Source organism: Bacillus sp. OV322 (assembly GCF_900112495.1).
GTDB lineage: Bacteria > Bacillota > Bacilli > Bacillales > DSM-1321 > Peribacillus.
In genome coordinates this window covers 398,096-419,912 of sequence record NZ_FOMA01000002.1, presented here as the reverse complement: position 1 = coordinate 419,912, position 21,817 = coordinate 398,096, and the positions used below count along the sequence as shown (strand labels likewise).

The following is a 21,817-nucleotide window of genomic DNA, read 5'->3' as shown; positions in this document are numbered from 1 at the left end:
TTTTAAGGATACTGCATTTTTTCGACAAGCTTTGGAATAAAAATGCGAAAAAATAACAGGTATTACCCTGTTTATGAAGCACAGAAACATTATAACATCAAAATTTGTCAAAATAAGAATAAAAATGTTACAGTTTCATTTCATTGGGATTGAAATATTCTGAATTTTAATAACGAGGAAAAAAGGCTTGGGCCATGCGTCTCCCATCTCTTCAGCATAGAATTCCGCTGGATATTTAAATGATTTTCCCCTTGCAGTCCTGCTGCAGACGATCATACCTGATATAGTGCCCGCTATAATTCCAATTGGCGTCCTCTTTCTTGCCCTCAATTTTGTGATTGCACTAATAGACAGCTCTAAACAGCTGGGGGCAGTTTGTCCCATAAAAAAAAGCGCGGCACCCTTATTTATTTCAGGGGGAGCCTGCGCTTTTGCTTATTTTTTCTTTGAAAGCCACTCTGCGACTTTGTCAGCATCTTTGCCGGTGATAAGCTCTGCCGGCATGTTGCCTTTTCCGTTCGCTATTGTTTTCTTAATCTGATCTGTTGTAAGCTTGGAGCCGATTTTCGTAAGGTTTGGCCCCACTGCTCCCTCCAGGTTCTGTCCATGGCATGCAGAGCATTTATTTTCAAAAATTTTCGCTGCATCCCCTGCACCCGCACTGGAAGTATCGTTTTTGCTGCTGTCATTTCCGCCGCCGCAGGCTGCAAGAACGATTGATGTTCCTGCCAATAAGGCAAATAGCTTTTTCTTCAAAACATTTCCTCCTAAACCAACTTGCAAGTATACCTTTATTATACCAGCTCTAAGCGTGATTAAAACCCTCGCCCAATACCTCAGAAGCATCAGTGACAATGACAAACGCCCTGGGATCAGCGGCTTGGACGATTTGTTTCAATTTAGTGAACTCCGATTGATCAATCACGCACATAAGAATCGGCCGTGAGTCTTCCGTATAGCCGCCCACTCCGGAAAGCTTGGTTACTCCGCGGTCCACTTCAGTAAGAATGGCCTTGCTTACCTCATGCTCGCGGGTCGTGATGATCAGCACCATTCTGGAACGCTTCAGCCCGATCTGCACCAAATCAATAGTCTTGCTTGTTACATATAATCCAATCAGGGCATATAGCCCTTTTTCTATATCAAAAACAATCGCCGCACTCAAAACAATCAATCCATCAATGATAGCTACACAGGCTCCAAGGGAAAAATGTGTATACTTATGGATGATTTGCGCGGCAAGATCTGTTCCGCCTGTAGATGCCTTCCCCCTGAAGACTATCCCAAGGCCGAGCCCTACACCCAGCCCTCCGCAAATCGAACCAAGAAGGGCATCATGTGTCCATGGCTCCCAGTTCTTCGTCAAAAACACGACAAACGGCAAAAAGACCGTGCCGACAAGTGTTTTCACACCGAACTGCATGCCAAGCAGCAGCAGGCCCGCAATGAAAAGCGGCAAGTTAAAGGCCCATTGCACATACGCAGGCTCCCAGCCGAGCTTTGCATTCAATATGGTACTGATACCGCTCACTCCGCCGGAAGCAATGTGATTCGGCAATAAAAACACGTTAAAGGCAATCGCCACAATTCCAGCACCAATCAGCACCAATAGATATTCAGTCAGTTTATCGGCCAGCGGATGCTTTGGATCTCTGTATCTCTTTTTCATCGTATCCTCCTTGAAAATCATGTTTTTATCTCTTATTAAGATTGTTTTCTTAAAAACTATTGTTACTTAATAAGTTCTCTAGGCAAACTATTGATTACGCAGGTTGATTGGAGCGAAAGGTGCGAAGACTCCTGCGGAATCTGCGTGACAGGTGAGACCCCGCAGACGCAAGTCGAGGAGGCTCAGCGCACGCCCCGCGGAAAGCGGAGCAACCTGTAGCGGAAATCAACACTTTGTTCTATAGCAACAAAGTTTACGAAAACAGCCCTTATTAAAGATTGCTGTTTTCAAACATTTCCTGCTTTTTAACATTATTGTAAAAAAAGAAAAAGAACAGAAGAAGTATAGCATTCCCTGCTTAGGTATGTAAATGGCACTCTGATAAAGCGTTGAAGAAATGCAATATAACGGTATTCAACAGTTTGCCCATAAAAAAAATCCAGACTTGCAAATGCACAAAAATGTGCTTCTGCGAGCCTGGACTTTTATATTTCTTATAGCTTTGAACGAAGGTAAGAATCGATGAAAACATCAATGTCTCCGTCCATAACAGCCTGGACGTTACCTGTTTCTGTGCTTGTGCGGTGATCCTTCACCATGGAATATGGATGGAATACGTATGAGCGAATCTGGCTTCCCCAGCCAATTTCGTCTTTCTCGCCGCGGATTTCATCAAGCTGTGCCTGCTGTTCTTCAATTTCACGCTGATAAAGCTTAGACTTCAGCATCGTCATCGCCTGGGCGCGGTTTTTAATCTGTGAACGCTCGGACTGGCAGGTAACAACCGTATTTGTCGGCAGATGGGTAATCCGGACGGCTGAATCGGTTGTATTAATATGCTGCCCGCCCGCGCCGCTCGCACGGTACGTATCGATCTTCAAATCTTCCGTACGGATTTCAATTTCGATATTATCATCGAATTCCGGCATAACATCACAGGAAACAAAGGATGTGTGGCGGCGGCCCGATGAATCGAAAGGTGAAATACGCACCAATCGATGCACCCCCTTTTCCGCCTTCAGGTATCCATAAGCATTATGTCCCTTAATTAAGAGAGTAACGCTCTTGATTCCCGCTTCGTCGCCAGGAAGATAATCCAGCGTCTCCACCTTGAAGCCGCGCTTTTCGCCCCAGCGGGTGTACATGCGAAGCAGCATGGAGCCCCAGTCCTGTGACTCGGTTCCGCCAGCTCCCGGATGCAATTCAAGGATTGCATTTTTCTTATCATATTCTTCGCTTAATAAAAGCTGAAGCTCAAAGTCATTCATTTTCTGAGAAAGCTCCATGATTTCCTGCTCAAGCTCAGCCTGAAGCTCTGCATCACTTTCTTCTTTCACAAGTTCATACGTCAAATCCAGGTTTTCATAGGACTCATTGAGTTCTGAAAGCTGATTCACCTGTTCTTTCAGCGCATTCGCTTCATTAATGACTGTTTGCGCTTTTTGCTGGTCATTCCAGAAATCAGGATCTGTCATGACATTATCAAGTTCTGCAATTCGGGCTTCCTTTTCTTCTAAGTCAAAGAGACCCCCTAAAGTCCGCTAAACGTCCCGCGGTTTTTTCAAGCTCATTTCTAATATCTGACAATTCCATATTCTTCACCTCATAAGTAGTAAATCCTTTATAAAAGGATATTCTTCATTTTAAAAACGTGCACGTTCATTTCTAGATAACTATATGCAAAAAACGGCCGATAAGCAAACTCTAATCAAAACGCACGAAAAGAGGCGGCACCGGAAGCTGCCCAGCCTCTTTCATGACAGGTCTGTACTATATGCCCGGATTAGATGCTATTATTCCATAGCGCCGTGGCAATTTTTATATTTCTTTCCGCTTCCGCAAGGGCACGGAGCATTGCGGCCAGTATCGGATTTGCTTCGGACAGGCTTTTTCTTAACCGTTTCTCCATCTTCTTTAGGATTCACGGCATGTCCTTTGATCACTTCCTGGCGCTCCAGGTTGTTCTGGATTTCCGCTTTCATGATGTATTGAGTCACTTCATCCTCAATGGACGCAATCATTTCTTCGAACATTGCGAAGCCTTCCTGCTGGTACTCACGCAATGGATCGATCTGGCCATATGCGCGAAGATGGATTCCCTGGCGAAGCTGTTCCATCGCATCGATATGGTCCATCCATTTGCTGTCAACAGCACGAAGCACGATAACCTTCTCGAACTCGCGCATTTGCTCAGAAGAAAGCAGCTCTTCTTTTTCATCATAGCGCACTTTCACTTGTTCAAAAAGCCACTCAGAAATTTCTTCTGTATCCTTGCCTTTCAGATCTTCCTCTGTAATGTCGCCTTCACTTAGAAGATTTGCATTCACATAGTCAACGATTCCAGCAGTATTCAATGATTCTTCTTCTTCACCGAACGTGCCGAATGCGGCAACCGCCCTATGGATAGAAGAGCTGATCATGTTTTCTGCTATACTGCGGAGATTTTCGCTGTCAAGGACATCAAAACGCTGTCTGTAGATGATTTCACGCTGCTGGCGAAGCACGTCATCATATTGAAGCAGCTGTTTACGGGCATCGAAGTTATTTCCTTCAACACGTTTTTGTGCTGATTCCACCGCTCTTGATACCATTTTGCTCTGTATCGGCTGGGTATCATCCATGCCAAGGCGTGTCATCATATTTTTCATATTGTCAGATCCGAACCTGCGCATCAATTCATCTTCCATTGATAGATAAAATTGTGTAACACCCGGATCTCCCTGGCGACCTGAACGTCCGCGCAGCTGGTTATCGATACGCCTGCTTTCATGGCGTTCCGTACCAATGACTGCAAGGCCGCCCAATTCCTTCACGCCTTCACCAAGCTTAATGTCAGTACCGCGTCCTGCCATGTTTGTAGCAATTGTAACAGCACCTTGCTCGCCGGCATTCGCAATAATTTCCGCTTCACGCTCATGATTCTTCGCATTCAGGACATCGTGGCGGATGCCTTTTTTAGCCAAGTAATTTGAAATGATTTCTGATGTTTCAATGGCAACTGTACCGACAAGTATCGGCTGCCCTTTTTGATGGCGCACCGCAATATCCTCGACAACTGCCCTGAACTTGCCGTCCATGGAAGCATAAATCAAATCTGCACGGTCATCACGGACAATGTCGCGGTTTGTCGGTATGACAATAACATTCATATTATAAATATTACGGAATTCCTCTTCTTCCGTTTTAGCTGTACCAGTCATTCCGGAAAGCTTTTCATACATACGGAAGTAGTTTTGGAACGTGATTGTCGCAAGAGTCATGCTTTCGTTCTGGATTTCCAGGCCTTCTTTTGCTTCAATAGCCTGGTGCAGCCCTTCACTGTAGCGGCGGCCCTTCATTAAACGGCCGGTAAATTGGTCAACAATGACAATTTCGCCTTCCTGCACCACATAGTCGACATCTAGGTGCATGGTTACATGGGCCTTTAATGCCTGGTTAATATGATGGTTCAAGGTAATATGATTGATATCGAACAGGTTATCAATATTGAAGGCTGACTCAGCGCGGTTGATTCCTTCTTCCGTAAGCTGGACACCTTTTGTTTTTTCATCATACGAATAATGAGTATCCTTTACCAGCGTTCTCACAAAAGCGTTCGCCTGGATATACAGGGCGGTTGATTTTTGCGCTGAACCGGAAATGATGAGCGGTGTACGCGCTTCATCAATCAGGATGGAGTCAACTTCATCGATGACTGCATAATGAAGCGGACGCTGAACCATTTGCTCTTTATACAGCACCATGTTATCGCGAAGATAATCGAAGCCAAGCTCATTATTCGTGCTGTAGGTGATGTCTGCCTGGTACGCTTCCTGCTTTTCTTCCTGTGATAAGCCATTTAGGTTCAAGCCGACAGTCAAGCCGAGGAATTCATAAAGCTTGCCCATTTCGGCAGCATCACGGCTGGCCAGGTATTCATTGACCGTAACCACGTGAACACCTTTACCAGTGATTGCATTCAGATATACCGGCAATGTGGAGGTAAGGGTTTTACCTTCCCCGGTTTTCATCTCAGAAATATTTCCGTCATGAAGGGAAATCCCCCCCATCAGCTGCACATGGAAAGGATAAAGCCCCAAGGCACGCTTGGCCCCTTCACGCACAACAGCAAATGCCTCAACAAGCAAATCATCCACCGTTTCACCGTTTTGGTAGCGCTGCTTGAATTCTTCCGTCTTCGCTTTAAGCTCGCTGTCAGAGAGAGCAGCCGTTTCCTGTGCAAGGCCCTCGATTTGATCAGCTATCCGCTGAAGCCTCTTTACATCACGTTTATTTGGATCAAATACTTTGTTTAATATATTAAGCATTCATTAACGCTCCTCTTTATCGATAGAATCAATAATACTTGCTGACTTAATGATAGATTTGTTATTTCAACTGTCCTGGCAGTAAAGCCAAGCCATTTTTGATTTTAAATAGAAGATGGGCATGTTTCTTAACAGCCGTTCTTATAGGCTGCTTTACAAAAAAACTGCCTAATAGGCCCACAATTTATATTACCATTTCTATATGGCAGGTACAACTTACTGTATTTGAAGAAAAGATGGATTATATAGCATAATTGCTGGTAAAATGTAAATAGACTAGATTAAATAACATATATATGATAAATAAAGAAAAAGTTTCAGGATGTGGTGACATGATCGGAATCCGCGTGAAAAATTTAAGAGAAAAAAGAAAAATGTCCATGACAGAGCTCGCTGACAAAGCAGGAGTAGCCAAATCATATTTAAGCTCACTCGAAAGAAACCTGCAAACAAACCCCTCTATTCAATTTCTTGAAAAAATATCTGCTGTGCTAGGGGTGCCGGTAGATTCACTTTTGCATGATGAGCCTGACACCGAAAACCTGGATGCCGACTGGCTGAACATCATTCAGGAAGCCATGGATTCTGGAGTGACCAAAGACCAGTTCCGTGAGTTCATTGAATTCAACAAGTGGAGATTGAAAAAAGAAGATGAATAGTAATCATAAGCAAGAACTAAAAGCAAATTAAGTATGTACTAGAAAGAATTCACCAAGACAAAGCCCTTAAACAACCGGCAATATGGCCGTTTGTTTAAGGGCTTTCAAATTACATCAGCTTTCCCTATATGTATTTTTACAAGTCTCTGGTCCGCCCTGATTGAATAATGATTGCTTTGATAAGAGAAATTGCCTGATTTCGTCCTTGTTAATTCCAATTAATTTAGCTTCCTTAATTAATTCAACCCACTCTAGATCCAATACAGTCTTTCCCATCATTAACCTCCCAAAATACCTTTGTATTTCAGGCAGACCGGCCGCCATAGCATTATTCCACCCTTAGACCCGTGACTTTGCGTCCCTATCTTTCAATAGGTTTGCCTTTTTCTGCATTCATATAAAATCAGCTAGTTTTCTTATTATAATAGTTAAGCAGGTTAACCTATGCTGTTTCTTGTCGATTATTTCAGGAATTTCCCAACTATTTATTTACATTTTATACTAAATTTTAACAAACCGCATTTTTTAGAAGGATGGAAATGTGCCTATGGCAGAAGCAGCTGCACTTCATGTCGAAAATAGAGTTTTTTTCTTTATTTATTTCCTGACGAGTAGCTTTTTTTAACAGATTCATATTTATGCTGGCTATTTTCTATTGAAACAGCCTGAAACAGCTTTTGATCCGTTAAGTCAGCCCCGCAGACAGGGCATATCCATTGGCCATCACCCGCACTGCTAAAAGAAGGCCTGTGGCATTTATAGCAATTTTTCCGGTACATACTGACAACTCCTCTATTATTTAATGCCGTTCTCGTTTTTTACGTTTCTGCAGAATAAGCAATGTGCCGCCTGAAAGGGTCAGAAATACTCCAGCCAGCAGGATGTTATAAGTATCAGTTGCTGTATCCGGAAGCTTTTCTCCTGTTTGGTTATGGTCAGTGTGCTTTGTATCCGCATTTTGCGGCTGTTCAGGTATGCTTCCAGGCTGCCCGGGATTGCTGCCTGTTTGATCCGGAGGCGTACCTGGATCATTGTTATCTCCTGGCGGCGGTGTTACAACGGAATCCGGCTCTTCAGCATAAAATTTAAATAGAGCTGCTGCCGCAGAACCCTGGAACTCATTCCCAAGCTCATCTGGCATCTTGACGGTAAATAGCAAAGTTTCTGATTTGCCGCTTTTTAAGAAGCGGGGAGGAAATCCCTTAAAATCAGCTAACTTCCCTTTGTATAAGAAATGATTATTCTTGTCTTGAACGGATAATGTCAGGTTTTCAAATAACTCTTTTTCCGAATGCTTTTTTTCAACAAAAGAATAATAATTAAAATCCCTTTTCCCCTCGTTGCTAATGGTAATTTCACGAGGCATCCAGTCACCTGGCTTTAAGTTGCCTACCTTAAATAAAAATTGATCAGGGCTTGTTGCAATATCAATTTCCTGCTCCGACGCTTCCGAGACACTTGGGTAGATAAAGCTGTATATCACCAATAAAGCAGCAACAATCAAAACAGGCTTTGCCAATAGCCTCTTATTATGCACGGCATTACCCCGCAATCACCATGTAGTTTTAAATCAGCATCACAATTAATTTAAATAAAGGCGGGAATAGATTTCCCGCCTTTATTTAACTATTTCATTATTTTGATTCACCAGCAGTTTGCTGAGCATCAAATTTCCAGTGAAGATTTATAGAATCTCCTTGGAACTGATTTTGGTCTGCGTTGTTATCGACAAATTCAAATTGTACATATAAGTTATCCTGAGTATGGGCTTTGAGTCCGCTCTTCTCTCCAAGCTGCCATCCAAAGAATGTTGGACTTACATTTTTCACTTGATCAGGAGTCATGTTTTTCAATTCGTAAAGAGTTTTGCTCGCAATTACATTGCTTGATCCAAGTACGCTAGATTTATCTTCATTTTTCAGAAAATTAACTCTAATATGCTTACCAAAATCATCTGCATTATTTTTTTGTGGATCTACAACGTCATAAGTGGTTGTTAACAACACTTTTGAAATATCTAAAGAACCATTATTTTGCAGTTTAAATGTACGGTTCATCCAGTCTCCCGGTTTAATGTTGTTCACGTTGATGATGACATCAGGATCAACATTTAAATCTAAAGTTCCTGCTGCAAATGTATTATTTGTTGTTTCAGAGTCACTGAAGAAGGCAAATGTTCCTCCGCCGACTAAAGTCAAACCTAGTGCAGCTGCACCCATTCCTAAACCTAATTTTTTCTTAAGACTCATTTCTTTCTTCCTCCCTGACCCTATTGGGTATGTAATTTTATATTGATTCCTGCATTACTGCAGGAAATGCAACCATTTTAAGCTGTTTTTGTTTTGTCCCCGTTCTTCTTAGGGTCAATTTCCTTAAGGGCTTTTAAGATGGAAACTGCTGCATAAGCCAGAAGCAGCAAGCCTGGAATGATCATCAGCAGAGCTGAACCTGTTTTCGATGAAGCGTAATTTATGAAATATCCCGCATAAGGAATTGTGAATCCGTTATATTTATCTACTACATTGGCAGAAAGCACGGGTTCCAGATCAGCAGCATCGTTGTTATCGCCTTTTGTCTGATAAGAAACATCTGCTCCATATTTCATGACCTTTTGGATCCTATGTGTGATGGTTTTATCCTGGCCTGCCTGGAAGGTAATGATATCGCCCTTTTTGAGCTGTGTTTTTTCATCTTCTTTCAGGGGCTTAACAGCAATCACTGAGCCGGTCAGGAATGTCGGTTCCATGGAGCCGGAAAGTACAGATTTCAGCTGATATCCAAAGGCCTGCGGAGTGCCGCCTGAAGCTTTGGACGAAACCACGAAAAAGGCCATCAAAATCAATAAAGCCGCGAGCACAGAAGTTAATGCATTACTCATGAACTTAATCATTTTTTTCAAAATAAACACCTGCCTATTTTTATTGATGAGTAATATGTTCTTTTTAAAGAACTAGTTCTTTAAAAAGAATAATATTTTGTATATTTCGGTATTTTCGTTCTTTTTATAGAACTTATATTTGAAGTATAGTACAAAGGTAGGAATCTTTAAAATCCTGAAATCGTCCATTTGTTCCGCAAAAAGAACTATTTTCGTTCTTTTTTAAGAATATTCTTCCATTTACTCATTATCTTGTATTTTTTTAAGAACATTATGTTCTTAATAGTGTAAAATAAATATGAAGAATATTTCATAAGGAGAGTCGATATGATTGGTGAAAAAATAAAGAAATTTCGGAAGGAGAAAGGTTACTCACTCAATCGGCTGGCTAATGAGATAGGAATCTCAAAATCTTATTTGAGCTATATTGAAAGGGGGATCCAGAAAAACCCTTCCATAAAAATCTTATCTCAAATTGCAGATATTCTGGAGACAACTGTTGAGGATTTAATGGGAGAATCCAAGGAACAGGAAGAGCTTGATCCTGAATGGGCGGCATTATTGCAGGAAGCCATTTCCTCGGGGGCAAGCAAGGAGGAACTCAGCTCCTGGATTGAATTTATAAAATTCAAAAGGAGTTCAAAAACGGAATGAAACAGACAGGGATTATCATCATGGTACTCGGAATGCTTTGCCTCTGCTTCTCTCTTTATAAAATTAATATCCAGCACAAAGAACAAAAACAAAGCTTGGCACAAGCAAAGTCAATGATCGCTCAGCAGCACATCCAGCAGACAGAAATAAAGTCTGCAGCAAAGCCGCACGCAAAAAATGGAGAGGTTATCGGAATTCTGCAAATTCCTCTTTTGAATAAGGAGCTGCCAATCGTGGAAGGAGCAGATGAAAACGACTTGGAAAAAGGTGTTGGCCATGTTTCTTCGACCTCACTTCCAGGAGGGCACAGCCAAATTGTCCTCTCCGGACACAGAGATACTGTTTTCAGAAGGATTGGAACCCTCAGGAAATCTGATGAACTGACTGTCCAGTTAAATAATAAAAGCTATACCTATATCATTTACCGAACGTACATTGTGGATAAAGATGATACTATGGTCATTCGCAGCACGGACCCTGAAGAAATTCTTACGTTAAGCACCTGCTATCCCTTTTCCTATATCGGCCATGCCCCGAAACGTTATGTGATTGAAGCAAAGCCAAAATAAAAATCTCCAATTACGGCACATCCGTAACTGGAGATTTTTTAGGATAGTGCAAGTCCGCCGTATATCAGCGCTCCTGCAATAACATATGCTGGATGGACCTTCAGTTTTTCCATTAGCACGTAGCTGATGGCCGCAATTGCAGCAGTCTGCAGAAGCCCTGAATCTTTGTACGAAGAAAAAAAGAAGTCGTATGTCATAACTCCAAGCAGCACGGCTATGACAGGACGTACACTCATGGTCATTCTTTTTACCTTCGGCGATTCTTTATACTTCATAATCAGGCTGAGAAGGGCCACCATGAGAAGAAGCGATGGGCCTACTGAAGCGAGTTCCCCGACAACCGCACCCAGGATTCCGCCCTGCTGGTACCCGATATAACCCGCTAGTTTAGTCGCAATCGGTCCAGGCAATGCGTTTCCCAGTGCCAGCACCTCACTGAATTCATTCACTGACAGCCAATGATAATGGTCAACTACTTCTTTTTCGACAAGCGGAATGGAAGCAGGCCCTCCTCCGTATCCAAGAATGCCCGGGACAAAAAAGGCCCAGAAAATCTTAAAATATATCATGGTGTTGTGCTCCCCTTTTGCTTTTTATCAGAAGGTGCATCTTTTTTCAGAAGCGCCCCGAGCAGCAGCACGAAAATAATAATCGCAGGATGTACATGCAGCACCTGCATCAGCACCAGGCTAATGAGGGCGAGAATGATGGTCCAGAGCCAGCCAAGATTTGAGTTCTTTGATTTCTTGATAAAATCCCAGGTCATTGTAAGGAGCATGACGGCAACCACAGGGACAACCGCTTTTGTCATCCCCCCTACCCATGGCTGATCCCTGAATGTATTTAACACATTCAGAAGTAAAACCATGAGAAGAATGGTCGGCACAATCGCTGCCGCAACACCGTTGAGCATGCCCCAAAAGCCTCCGACACGGTAGCCGATATATCCCGCAAGCTTGGTCGCAATCGGCCCTGGCAGCGCATTGGCCAAAGCAAGCACGTCCCCGAACTCATCCTGATCCATCCATTTATACTTTCCCACAACTTCCTTCTGTACAAGAGGAATGGCTGATGGGCCGCCGCCAAAGCCTAGCATGCCCACTCTGAAAAAAGCCATAAAAATATCCGTTTGTTTCATGTTGATTCACCGCAGTTCCTCTCTAAAATCTAACATATTTCCATTTTACCATGCGGCAATGCTTCCGTCTGTACGCGGCTCCGTTCCTCCCATCAGGACACCTGTTTTGGAATCGCGCCAAATGATCTGGCCCCTGCCAAAACCGCCCGTATCAAGTGCCACTTCAATTTGATGCCCTTTTCGGCTGAGGGCCTGGGCGATATAATTAGGAAAATGCGGCTCTACCTGAACCTTTTTCCCGGAAATCCACTGCCATCTCGGTGCATCAAGTGCCGCTTGCGGATTCAAATGAAAATCAACCGTGTTCATGATAACCTGCATATGGCCCTGCGGCTGCATATAACCTCCCATCACACCGAATGGCCCAACCGCCTCATTATCCTTTGTCAGAAATCCGGGAATGATAGTATGATAGGTTCTTTTACCAGGTTTCAGCACATTCGCATCATCCGGATTCAAGGAAAAATCATGCCCCCTGTTTTGCAGGCCAATCCCCGTTCCCGGCACAACAAGCCCAGAACCAAATCCCATATAATTGCTTTGAATGAAGGACACCATATTTCCCTCTCCATCCGCTGCTGCCAGGTAAACGGTCCCACCTTTAGCCGGCTGATAAGGCTCTGGTTCAATGGCTGAATCGCCGATTTCGCTTCTCCTTGATTCCCCGTAATGGCCGGACAGGAGCTCCTCGACTGCAGCTGCCATATCTGCCGGATCTGTTATGTATGCCTTGCCATCTGTAAAAGCAAGCTTCATTGCTTCTATTTGTTTATGATAGGAATCTGCTGTATCCTTCTCGTTAAACTCAAATCCTTTTGCAATATTCAAGCCCATCAGCGCAACAAGACCCTGTCCATTCGGGGGGATTTCCCACACATCGTATCCCCTGTAATTGACAGAGATCGGCTCGACCCATTCCGCCTGGAATGATGCCAAATCCTCTTTCGATAAATATCCATTATATTTCTTTGAAAAATCGGCAATTTTCTCAGCAATTTCTCCCCGGTAAAAGCTTTCCCCATCGCTTTCGGCAATCGACCTTAATGTAGCAGCATGTCCTTCTGAATGCCAGATTTCGCCGACTTTAGGCGCCCTGCCATCCGGTGCGAATGTTTCAAACCAATGCTGAAATTCATCGTCTTTTAATGTCTGCTGAAATCTTCTATATGCATATTCCCAGTACTTGCCCAAAATCGGTGAAAGCGGATAGCCTTTTTCAGCATACTCGATAGCAGGCTGAAGCACCTCTTTTAATGACAGCTTTCCGAACTTCTTTGAAAGCTCTGCCCATGCCGAGGGTGCACCAGGAACCGTAACAGGAATCCATCCATGAACAGGGATTTTATCGAAGCCTCTCTTTTTAATATCCTCTATGGATATGGAAGCTGGGGCCGGTCCGCTCGCATTCAGGCCGTGCAGCTTCCCTTTTGTCCATACAAGGGCAAAAGCATCCCCGCCAATTCCGTTTGAAGTCGGCTCTACAACCGTTAAAGCGGCGGCTGCTGCAATCGCTGCATCAATCGCATTGCCTCCCTTTTTCAAAATATCAAGTCCAGCCTGTGCTGCAAGCGGCTGCGATGTCGCTACCATGCCATTGCGGGCCATGACTGTTGACCTTTGAGATGGATATGGGTGATGATGATAATCGAAATTCATGCTGGCACCTCTATTCAAATATAATTAATTGTTCACAACACTACTTTACCTCAAGTGTAAAATAAATCCACAGAAAAAGGCTAAAAATTTTAAAAATTAAAAAAACTACAGAGATAGGTCTGCAGTTTTTTGAGAAAAAGGAATTTAGTTTAGTGAAAGAACATAGTTGCTATACACCTTGTTGATTGGAGCGGAAGACGCTTGACTCCTGGGGGATTAGCGTTACAGGCGAGACCCCGCAGGAGCAATAGCGACGAGGAGGCTCGGCGAACGCCCCTGCGGTCTTGCGTCTGGATCGGAAATCACCAGGCAACTGAGCCTAATATTATAGATCCATTCAATTCCAAGTTTTAGGTCCGTTTCCTTCATCGTTATTCCGCGACTGGACAGCGTCAAACACCACATCAAATTTTCCTTGTGCTTCTTGATAGGTTTTATCTGCTTTTAAAGGGAATTCATAGGTCACTTTGAAAGTGGCCGTTTCATTAGGGGCAAGCTTCTTTGCGCCGCTGTCATAGGTAATCACAACAGGTGTTTCACCGCCGAAAAGTGCGCCTGTTTTAGTAGCATTCGAAGCCACTTCATTAATTCTGACCCAAACATCAAGATTTCCGGTGTTTTTGACCGTAACCGTGTTGGTATCAGTATCTCCAGGTGCAAGAGCGGAAATATACTGTGATGAAGAAAAGCCCTTTGTTTCTGAAACATCCTCAATTTTCACTACGCCAGCAGTGAATGTGCTGCCGGACTGCGTGACAGAGTCCGAGAAAAAGGCAAATGTCCCGCCCCCCGTCAATGCGGCTGCAAGCATAATGGCCCCGATGGATAATCCCGCCTTCGATTTCTTTCCCATAGCATTCTTCCTTTCTTCCGCAGTAGTAAACTCCTAATCAGGAAATCTGCTCTTTCCGTTTACCGCTTGCATGATCATCATTCCATATTTTCAGGAACTGCCACAAAAATATGAATATTCCCGGTATGATTAATAAAAATAAAATCCCTGTTTTCGTTTTTGAAAAAGCCAACGCTTCTCCAACGTAGGGAATCATCAGCCCTTTGTACTGAAACAGAACATGATCTTCAGGAACAGGAATGGTATCCTCTATATTGTTGCTGTCCCCTTTAGTGATAAAAACTCTTTTGCCATTTTCAGAGATGATCCTTTTAATTCGATGGGTAATGAGCATATCCGGCTGATCCACAGCACGATAGGTAATTACATCCTTCACTTTAAGCGCTTCTGTATTCTCAAGCGACTTTACAGCAATCACAGATCCCGTCTTTAATACAGGCTCCATGGAACCTGAAAGAACGGTGAGCATTTCGTATCCGAATAAGCTCGGGGCCTTGCCTGTAATTTTTGAAGAAACAGCTGTATACCCAAGGACAATCAGTACCCCTGCTAATAAAACAGTCAATGTGTTTCCGATTATTTTTTTCACGATTCCACTCCCTGCTGCTTTTAAGGAGCACTATTATCAGTGCCAGCCGCTGAATCATCATTTCCTGGCTGCGCAGGAGAAGTTTCTGAGGTTCCTTTTGCAGAATCATCTTCTTTTCCTGGATCAGGATTTCCTTTGCTGGTATCACCGCTTCCAGCCGGTCCTTTTAATGCATCCTGCCCGCCATTGTCATTTCCCTGTTTAGCTCCTTGCCCATTGCCGCCGCTCTCAGGCTTGTCAATTTTCTCTCCTTTTGGAGGATTTTCTTCTTTTTGCTTGGCTTCTTCTTGCTTCTTCGCTTCTTCAGCCTGTTTTTTTACTTCTTCCTCTTCTTTTTTCTTTCTTTCTTCTTCCTTAATCCGTTCCTCTACACCAGCTGCGGCAGCTTGTGCACTCGATAATATCGAATCCATGCGTGCAAGTGTTTCCTCGGCATCCGTGTTTTCTTTATCTGCCTTTTTGAAGCCTGATTCTACATAGTTGTAAACACGATCATAGAATTTCACTTTATTTCCGATTTTCTCAAGCAAATCTGAATCCACTGCAACAGATTCATCACCGTAATTTTTCCGGGAAGCAGCGTCACCAAGTAACGACTGAACCTGTTTAAGAATTTCTCCTGTCAGACGATCACTGCTTTTTACTTGATCAAATATCGCCTTGCTTTCATCCTTTTCCTTTTGAGCCCGGTCATAATAATCCTGCAGCTGCTTTACCACTTTTTCCAGCTCTTTTTTGGTTTTCTCTGCTGCTGTGTTCTTGGCAGCTACTGAATCAACAAGAGAGTTTGCTCCTTCTGCCGTCTCCGAGGATGAAATCGTTCCGGCAGTGCTCTCTGCCTCTGCAGCGTATGTATCCATTTTCTCCTTAAGCTCCGCGGCCTTTTCCGCCAGTTCCTTGATTGATACCGGAAAAACAAAAGCAGCCTGCACTCCCTGTCCCGTTTCCTGGACTTGATCTGTCAGCAAAGCATATGTCGGGACAGACATATAGGGAATCATCGCCGCCAGCAAAACCGTGCCTGCATAAACCCTGTACCGCTTTTTCTTCTTATTCCTCAGTTTCTGATGCGTCTTCACTCGGGATAGAACCAATATTCCACCGCCATTCATTCTTAATATCGCACTATTTTCGTTCTTTATAAAGAATATATTATATGTTGAGTATATTACAAACAAACCAGTTTTAAAAGAGAAAATTCCTCAGATATATTTATTTATTATTTCTTTTTGTTCTTTATTGTGAATTTTATATGTGCGAAATTGAAATAATGAGCGGAGAAGAATACGAAAATGGCCACTTTTTCCCCTGTTTAGAATCTCTAACTCAAAAAAAGTATGTTTATTTACATTTTCTAAACGAAACTGCCTTAAAAATTTCCATTTAAATGGATAATCGATTCAATTACGCCTTGATTAGAGCCAAATCCTCTTCCATTCGAGCGAAATCAAGTCCCATTCGAGCCAGATTCCCAGAGATTCAAGCCAAACGGTACTCAGATTCCAGGTACATAACAACAAACATAAAGAAGCCCTGCAGCAGTGTGCAGGGCTTCTGGTATCTTATTTTTATTTATCAGCTTGGCTCAATCAGTCCGTAGCGGCCATCTTTGCGGCGGTACACCACATTGGTTGTATTTGTTTCTGCGTTTGTATAAACGAAGAAATTATGACCGAGCATATTCATCTGAAGAATTGCTTCCTCGCTGTCCATTGGCTTTAAATCAAAGCGCTTGTTGCGGACAACTTCAAGATCGCTTTCATCTTCTTCAACAGCAGGGACTGCTTCCGCTTCCTCCAGAGTAGTAGCGAACATTTCCTGTGTCGCACCGCCTGGACCGCGGAATTTGCGGTTCACTTTCGTTTTATGTTTACGAATTTGACGTTCAAGTTTATCATTGATCAAATCAATAGCTGCATACATATCGGGATTTTCTTCCTCTGCCCGCAATACCAGATTCGGCATTGGGATGGTCACTTCCACCTTTGAGGAATTGGTATTGTTCACCTTTAAGTTCACAAGAACATTGGAATTCGGAGCGTCATTAAAATATCTCTCCAATTTCCCGACTTTCTTTTCAATGTACTCTCTAATTGCTGGAGTTACCTCAATGTTTTCACCGCGAACGTTATAATTCATAAAACGAGTCCTCCTTCAAAAAAATAAAGCTATAATTGTTATATTCTTCAATACCCTTTACAATTCCTTCACAAACGCATAATAAAAAATTGTCGAATTTTTGCCGTAATTGCTAAAGGAACCCAAAAATAAAAACCGCTTGTCTAAAGCGGTTTGAAAGATTATTTTCTTTTATCGTAGAACATCCCGTCTGTTGCAAGAGATTGATAGGGGTTCACATATTTACGGGAAGATTCTTTTTTAGCGCTAAGCTGCTTGAGGTCTTTCTGAATAATTGCTTTTTGCTCATTCAGCAGCTGAATCACCCTGGCATCAAGCACCTTCAGCTTTCTTCCCAGTTCTTGGTCAGCAGAAGAGAACGGCGGAGAAATATGCTTCATCACTTCATCCCGCTGATTCAGCAGCTCCTGTATCCCGGCAATTTTTTCATCCCGCTCGTGTGCTGGAGCCTCTTCTAACAGACCAATTAATTTAAGTGAAAGAGTGTGATATGCAAACAATGCCTCCATTAGGCTTGTCCGTTTTGAGTAAATTGTTTTTGGCGGTTAAGCTGAACAACTTCCTTCCACGTATTGCGGAAATCTGTCACAAAGCCTTCCACTTCCTGGAGGATGGCTAAATCACTTTTTAGATTAGCCTCAATCAAACGGCGGTTCAAGTAATCATATAGAGACATCAAATCCTTGGATACATCAACGTCCATATTGAGAGTGACCATTAGTTCCTGAATGATTTTTTGCGCTTTGATTAAATTCGTATTTTTCTCCTGAATATTATTTTCCTCGATTGCTTTTTTGGCTAATGTGATAAATTTCAGACAGCCGTTATAAAGCATAAGAGTTAAATCTCCAGGTGATGCCGTTGTTACCGAGTTCTGCTGATACGCCTGATAAGGATTACCAAGAGCCATCATTTACACTTCCTTTAGAAAAATCATTTGCTTAACATTTGTGTTAAATAGCCGCTTTGTGAGTTAGCCTTTTGAATGGCTTGTTCCATGGCATTGAATTGATTATAATAGCGGGTTTCCGTACTAGTCAGCTTATCTTGAAAGCTTGTAATTTGAGTGCCGATTGAGTTTAAGAGCTTGCCGATTGTAAAAGTATTATTAACCGAAGATGTTTTTCCTGCTTTGCTTTCAATATCGGTCATTGTCCCTTTGATATCATCTCTTAAGCGGCGGGCAAGGCCCTTATCCGCAGAGGTGGCACCGTCTTTATTGAACAAATTATAAATAGCATTAGGGTCTTTCGCTATCGCAGCACGAAGCTTATCTTCATCAATGGTGAGCTTGCCGCCGTCTAAATAATTGCTTGTAGTTGTAATGCCGATCGCACTTAGCTGGCTGAATGTTTGAGTACCAGGCACACTAGTATAAAGTGAAGACCGCATCTTCGTAAGAGAACTGCTCAGCACAGAATTATTTCTCAAGGTACCGCTCTTCGCCTTATCTTCCCAAAGCTTGATTTCATCATCCTTCATAGACGTCCTTTGCTCCTGGGTCAGTGGCAAATAATCCCGGTACTTGGGCTCATCTGTTTTGTCTTTAATCTTTTTGATTGTGTCATTATATTTGGTGACAAACTTTGTAATCGTATCAAGGATTGCATCTGTGTCCGGTGCCGATGAGAAAGTCACCGGGGTATTCACAGCTGTTTTTTGCTTCAATGTAATTTCCACACCATTGATTTGGAAGGTGTTGGAGGAGCGGGTGGTTTGCAGCCCATTATAAACAATGGTAGCATTTTTTCCTTGTACTGAATTCCCCAAAGTACTAGTTGCATTATCAAGATCAACGTTTAATGTATTTTTAAAAAATTCATCTCCGGTAAAAATAATTTCCTTGCCGCCAGAAGTTTGTCCCGTATTTTTTGCAGTAAAAGAAACTTGTTTCGTATTTTGGTCAAAAAAGGCTGTTACACCTGAGTTTGAATTAATTTGTGAAATAACACTGTCTAATGTATCATCTGCTTTAATCGTATATGAAAAAGGCTTATCTTCTAATGTACCGTCTTTTGTAATTGCTTGGACGGTAATGGTTTTGCCTGCTAAGACTGTAAGCTTTGCTGTAGAATCTGTGACGTTTGTTGCAGTTTTGCTGGTGATAGAGGCAGGTGACGCCAGCTCCTTCACTTCTATCCTTCCAGAAAAGTCACTGGTAGAATTAACATTCCTTACAGAAATCATATTAGAATCGGAAATCGTTACATTCTTTTTAATGAACGATGATTGTTTTCCTACTCCATTAAAAATGGTTGTATCCAAATCCAATAGAGTACTATTCATATCCCGGTAATCATCGCGCTGCCATTCCATGGTCTGTTTCTTTTGATTTAATTTATCAAGAGGCATACGCTCAGCAGTCATAAGCTGCTTTACCATCGAATCAATATCCATCCCGCTCGCCAACCCGCTTATACGTACCAAAAACCTTCACCGCCTATATCTTTTTATCTACCATAATCCCAACGAAACCCGTCATCGCCGCATAAAAATCGAGCAGCTTCTTAGAAGGAATTTCGCGGATTGTTTCTTGCGTTTTATCGTCTATAACAGTCACATAATATTCATTCAGTTTTTCATGAAGTTTAAACTTTAACGAAGTATGTGTAGGCTCGAGAAACTGATTCAAACTATCTACTACTTCTTCAACCTTTTCCTTCTTAACTGGACTATCGGCCTGATCCTGATTTATTTCAGGACTGACAACAGCGTCATTTTCCTTTTGATTATTATTTGAGATTCCTTCTGCGTTAGTATTTCTTAGGTGAGAGGATAGGTTATTTACCGAAAGACGATCAAGCATCCTTTTTCCTCCAAATAAACAATTTAGATAACAATACTTTATATATCGGCCTATTTCTTGTGAATTTTAGACTGAATATCAAAAAGGAATCATCAACATATGAATATACATTTTTTTTATTTTTCATTTAAAAAGCTTAGTATAATTTTGTGATTTAACTATGATGTTAAATCACAAAATTAAAACGACTAGCATATATAGTCGTTTTCACGTTCTTATTTGAATTGCAGACTTACCCTTTTCTTTTGATAAATTATTTAATTAAAATAATTTATCAAAAGAAAGTGGCTCACCTGCCTTAAGATCCTTCTTTGCTACAGTTTTTAACGCTTGCTCATAATACCTAGGAGCTAGCCCATATCCTGGACGAATTACTTTAATATTACCTTCAGTAAACATTTCTCCTGCCTTAATATCTTTCGCTACATAAATCGAACGCCTGAACTTCAGAGAAGCTTTTTCTTTTTCTGTAGGACCATATGTCACCTTCCCTAATGACTGCCATGCTCTTTCAGAATCTAACACAAGGGATTTCATTTCTCCAGGTTCCATCGAAAACGCAGAATCCACACCCCCATCTGAACGTGAGAGAGTGAAATGTTTTTCAATAACCGTTGCTCCTAATGCAACACTTGCCACTGCAACGCCAGTACCCATTGTATGATCCGATAACCCCACTTGTACGTCAAATAATTTACGCATATGTGGAATCGTTAAAATATTTGTATTCTCAGGTGATGCTGGATAAGTACTTGTGCATTTTAATAATATCAATTCACTACAACCTGATTCTCTTACTGTTCGTACAAGTTCATCCAGTTCTGCAACTGTTGCCATTCCCGTAGAAACAATCATCGGTTTCCCAGTACTAGCTACCTTTTTTATTAACGGAATATCGGTGTTTTCAAATGAAGCAATTTTATAAAGTGGAACATCCAACTCTTCCAAAAAGCCCACTGCAGTTTTATCGAATGGGGTACTGAATGGTACCATTCCATGTCCACGGGCTCGGTCAAATATTGGTTTATGCCACTCCCACGGAGTATAAGCTTGCTGATATAAATTGATATAAAGAATTACCTTTCCACAAACTCTCTTCATCACTTATTACAAAATCTTGATTTTCAACATTTAACGTCATCGTGTCTGCTGTATAGGTTTAAATTTTCAGGCCATGGGCTCCCGCTTTTGCAGCAGCGTCGACAATATCAAGCGCACGTTCTAATGACTGGTTGTGATTTCCTGACATTTCAGCAATAATAAATGGACGATGTGAAGCGCCAATTATCATTTCACCTACTTTAATATCTTTCATTTCATTTTCCCCATTTCGTTGCCCCGATTAAATGAATAACGGGTGTGTCCCACCCTGTTTGTAATAAATGCATATATCTTTCTTTATCCTTTGAATTATGATAACTACCTTTTCCATTCTGGATAACTCGTCTATTTTTTTAAACACGGATATCCGGCCAAACCTTTTTGAAAAGACATTCTATTTCTCTGATTAATTTTTGATATGATGTGGACAGTGTTTCATCTGTTACAGGAAGGTACCCTGTTTCTCTAATTTTGAAAAATGGCACCACACTGCCTCGGCTTCCAACTACATTTCCGTATCGTACAACAGAGAATTTCGTATTTCTTTCACCTACATAGGAGTTTGCTGCTACAAAGAGCTTATCTGATGCAAGGTTAGTAGCGCCGTAGAGATTTATTGGACTAGCTGCTTTATCAGTACTTAGCGCAATTACCTTTTCAACTCCCCGATCAATTGCTGCCACTATAATATTTTGCGCACCATTACTTTTTCACATCTTGCTCTAACACCTTTTTTATAAATTTACGTCCAAAAGATCCTGTTCCGCTTGTTATTAATATTGTTTTTCCTATTATCATA

24 protein-coding genes, 2 pseudogenes and 1 riboswitch are annotated in these 21,817 nt (G+C 42.0%); of the genes and pseudogenes, 3 read left to right on the top strand and 23 right to left on the bottom strand.

Features of this window, described 5'->3' with window-relative positions; genetic code table 11:
• Nucleotides 1-135: 135 nt before the first annotated feature.
• The 5 genes from BM126_RS06325 to secA all read right to left on the bottom strand — a co-directional run bounded on the left by BM126_RS06325 (nt 136) and on the right by secA (nt 5,976).
• Nucleotides 136-384 carry a hypothetical protein gene (locus tag BM126_RS06325; protein ID WP_090988719.1) on the bottom strand — a complete coding sequence of 83 codons (249 nt, stop codon included), beginning with the start codon at nt 382-384 and terminating at the stop codon, nt 136-138.
• Nucleotides 385-435: 51 nt separating this feature from the next.
• Nucleotides 436-756 carry a cytochrome c551 gene (gene cccB, locus BM126_RS06320; RefSeq protein ID WP_071351749.1) on the bottom strand — a complete coding sequence of 107 codons (321 nt, stop codon included), beginning with the start codon at nt 754-756 and terminating at the stop codon, nt 436-438.
• 49 nt (nt 757-805) lie between these two features.
• Complete coding sequence (locus tag BM126_RS06315; protein ID WP_090988718.1) at nt 806-1,669, bottom strand: YitT family protein; 864 nt, start codon at nt 1,667-1,669, stop codon at nt 806-808.
• Nucleotides 1,670-2,163: 494 nt separating this feature from the next.
• A protein-coding gene (gene prfB, locus BM126_RS06310) for a peptide chain release factor 2 (RefSeq protein WP_139194358.1) occupies nt 2,164-3,262 on the bottom strand; the annotation gives its coding sequence in 2 pieces (ribosomal slippage) (nt 2,164-3,189 and nt 3,191-3,262; 1,098 coding nt in all).
• A gap of 200 nt (nt 3,263-3,462) precedes the next feature.
• Nucleotides 3,463-5,976 carry a preprotein translocase subunit SecA gene (gene secA, locus BM126_RS06305; RefSeq protein WP_090988717.1) on the bottom strand — a complete coding sequence of 838 codons (2,514 nt, stop codon included), beginning with the start codon at nt 5,974-5,976 and terminating at the stop codon, nt 3,463-3,465.
• A 332-nt stretch (nt 5,977-6,308) separates the two neighbouring features.
• Between secA and BM126_RS06300 the strand changes: the two genes are divergently transcribed.
• A complete protein-coding gene (locus BM126_RS06300) occupies nt 6,309-6,635 on the top strand; it encodes a helix-turn-helix domain-containing protein (protein ID WP_071351753.1) in 327 nt (108 codons plus the stop codon).
• A gap of 114 nt (nt 6,636-6,749) precedes the next feature.
• Here BM126_RS06300 and BM126_RS06295 read toward each other — a convergent pair whose 3' ends face one another.
• From BM126_RS06295 to sipW, 5 genes are all read right to left on the bottom strand, one after another.
• Nucleotides 6,750-6,911 carry an anti-repressor SinI family protein gene (locus BM126_RS06295; RefSeq protein WP_141770032.1) on the bottom strand — a complete coding sequence of 54 codons (162 nt, stop codon included), beginning with the start codon at nt 6,909-6,911 and terminating at the stop codon, nt 6,750-6,752.
• Between the two features lie 28 nt (nt 6,912-6,939).
• A riboswitch (cyclic di-GMP riboswitch) is annotated at nt 6,940-7,027 on the bottom strand.
• A 201-nt stretch (nt 7,028-7,228) separates the two neighbouring features.
• Entirely contained in the window at nt 7,229-7,414 is a 186-nt protein-coding gene (locus BM126_RS06290; protein ID WP_090988715.1) for a hypothetical protein, read from the bottom strand.
• Nucleotides 7,415-7,434: 20 nt separating this feature from the next.
• Nucleotides 7,435-8,172 (bottom strand): LPXTG cell wall anchor domain-containing protein, encoded by a 738-nt coding sequence (locus tag BM126_RS06285; protein ID WP_090988714.1) that lies wholly within the window; start codon nt 8,170-8,172, stop codon nt 7,435-7,437.
• Between the two features lie 97 nt (nt 8,173-8,269).
• Nucleotides 8,270-8,884 (bottom strand): TasA family protein, encoded by a 615-nt coding sequence (locus BM126_RS06280; RefSeq protein ID WP_090988713.1) that lies wholly within the window; start codon nt 8,882-8,884, stop codon nt 8,270-8,272.
• 77 nt (nt 8,885-8,961) lie between these two features.
• Nucleotides 8,962-9,534: a signal peptidase I SipW gene (gene sipW / locus BM126_RS06275; protein WP_090988712.1), complete on the bottom strand. Its 573-nt coding sequence runs from the start codon at nt 9,532-9,534 to the stop codon at nt 8,962-8,964.
• 306 nt (nt 9,535-9,840) lie between these two features.
• Between sipW and BM126_RS06270 the strand changes: the two genes are divergently transcribed.
• Together BM126_RS06270 and BM126_RS06265 are read left to right on the top strand one after the other, a co-directional pair.
• Nucleotides 9,841-10,167, top strand: a complete 327-nt coding sequence (locus BM126_RS06270) for a helix-turn-helix domain-containing protein (protein WP_090988711.1) — start codon at nt 9,841-9,843, stop codon at nt 10,165-10,167.
• Entirely contained in the window at nt 10,164-10,736 is a 573-nt protein-coding gene (locus BM126_RS06265; RefSeq protein ID WP_177201333.1) for a class D sortase, read from the top strand. Before BM126_RS06270 ends, BM126_RS06265 begins: the two co-directional genes overlap by 4 nt.
• A 38-nt stretch (nt 10,737-10,774) precedes the next feature.
• Here the strand turns inward: BM126_RS06265 and BM126_RS06260 are convergent, their stop codons facing one another.
• The 13 genes and pseudogenes from BM126_RS06260 to BM126_RS06200 all read right to left on the bottom strand — a co-directional run.
• Nucleotides 10,775-11,305 carry a chromate transporter gene (locus BM126_RS06260; RefSeq protein ID WP_090988710.1) on the bottom strand — a complete coding sequence of 177 codons (531 nt, stop codon included), beginning with the start codon at nt 11,303-11,305 and terminating at the stop codon, nt 10,775-10,777.
• Entirely contained in the window at nt 11,302-11,874 is a 573-nt protein-coding gene (locus tag BM126_RS06255; protein ID WP_090988709.1) for a chromate transporter, read from the bottom strand. The genes BM126_RS06260 and BM126_RS06255 overlap by 4 nt, the downstream gene beginning before the upstream one ends.
• Nucleotides 11,875-11,919: 45 nt before the next feature.
• Nucleotides 11,920-13,530: a gamma-glutamyltransferase family protein gene (locus tag BM126_RS06250; protein ID WP_090988708.1), complete on the bottom strand. Its 1,611-nt coding sequence runs from the start codon at nt 13,528-13,530 to the stop codon at nt 11,920-11,922.
• 337 nt (nt 13,531-13,867) lie between these two features.
• Nucleotides 13,868-14,383, bottom strand: a complete 516-nt coding sequence (locus BM126_RS06245; protein ID WP_090988707.1) for a TasA family protein — start codon at nt 14,381-14,383, stop codon at nt 13,868-13,870.
• Nucleotides 14,384-14,420: 37 nt separating this feature from the next.
• Nucleotides 14,421-14,972: a signal peptidase I gene (locus BM126_RS06240; RefSeq protein ID WP_177201332.1), complete on the bottom strand. Its 552-nt coding sequence runs from the start codon at nt 14,970-14,972 to the stop codon at nt 14,421-14,423.
• A gap of 20 nt (nt 14,973-14,992) precedes the next feature.
• Nucleotides 14,993-16,051: a hypothetical protein gene (locus BM126_RS06235; protein ID WP_141770031.1), complete on the bottom strand. Its 1,059-nt coding sequence runs from the start codon at nt 16,049-16,051 to the stop codon at nt 14,993-14,995.
• A 496-nt stretch (nt 16,052-16,547) separates the two neighbouring features.
• Complete coding sequence (gene hpf, locus BM126_RS06230; protein WP_071351766.1) at nt 16,548-17,111, bottom strand: ribosome hibernation-promoting factor, HPF/YfiA family; 564 nt, start codon at nt 17,109-17,111, stop codon at nt 16,548-16,550.
• Nucleotides 17,112-17,272: 161 nt separating this feature from the next.
• A complete protein-coding gene (locus tag BM126_RS06225) occupies nt 17,273-17,620 on the bottom strand; it encodes a flagellar protein FliT (RefSeq protein WP_090988704.1) in 348 nt (115 codons plus the stop codon).
• Nucleotides 17,620-18,021: a flagellar export chaperone FliS gene (gene fliS, locus BM126_RS06220; RefSeq protein ID WP_090988703.1), complete on the bottom strand. Its 402-nt coding sequence runs from the start codon at nt 18,019-18,021 to the stop codon at nt 17,620-17,622. The genes BM126_RS06225 and fliS overlap by 1 nt, the downstream gene beginning before the upstream one ends.
• A 23-nt stretch (nt 18,022-18,044) precedes the next feature.
• Nucleotides 18,045-19,538, bottom strand: a complete 1,494-nt coding sequence (locus tag BM126_RS06215) for a flagellar hook-associated protein 2 (protein ID WP_256212994.1) — start codon at nt 19,536-19,538, stop codon at nt 18,045-18,047.
• 13 nt (nt 19,539-19,551) lie between these two features.
• Nucleotides 19,552-19,917 (bottom strand): flagellar protein FlaG, encoded by a 366-nt coding sequence (flaG, locus tag BM126_RS06210; RefSeq protein WP_090988702.1) that lies wholly within the window; start codon nt 19,915-19,917, stop codon nt 19,552-19,554.
• Nucleotides 19,918-20,178: 261 nt separating this feature from the next.
• Nucleotides 20,179-21,232: pseudogene (gene pseI, locus BM126_RS06205) on the bottom strand (pseudaminic acid synthase).
• A 211-nt stretch (nt 21,233-21,443) separates the two neighbouring features.
• Nucleotides 21,444-21,816 (bottom strand): annotated as a pseudogene (locus BM126_RS06200) (polysaccharide biosynthesis protein); the annotation flags it as partial.
• Between the last annotated feature and the right edge of the window lies 1 nt (nt 21,817).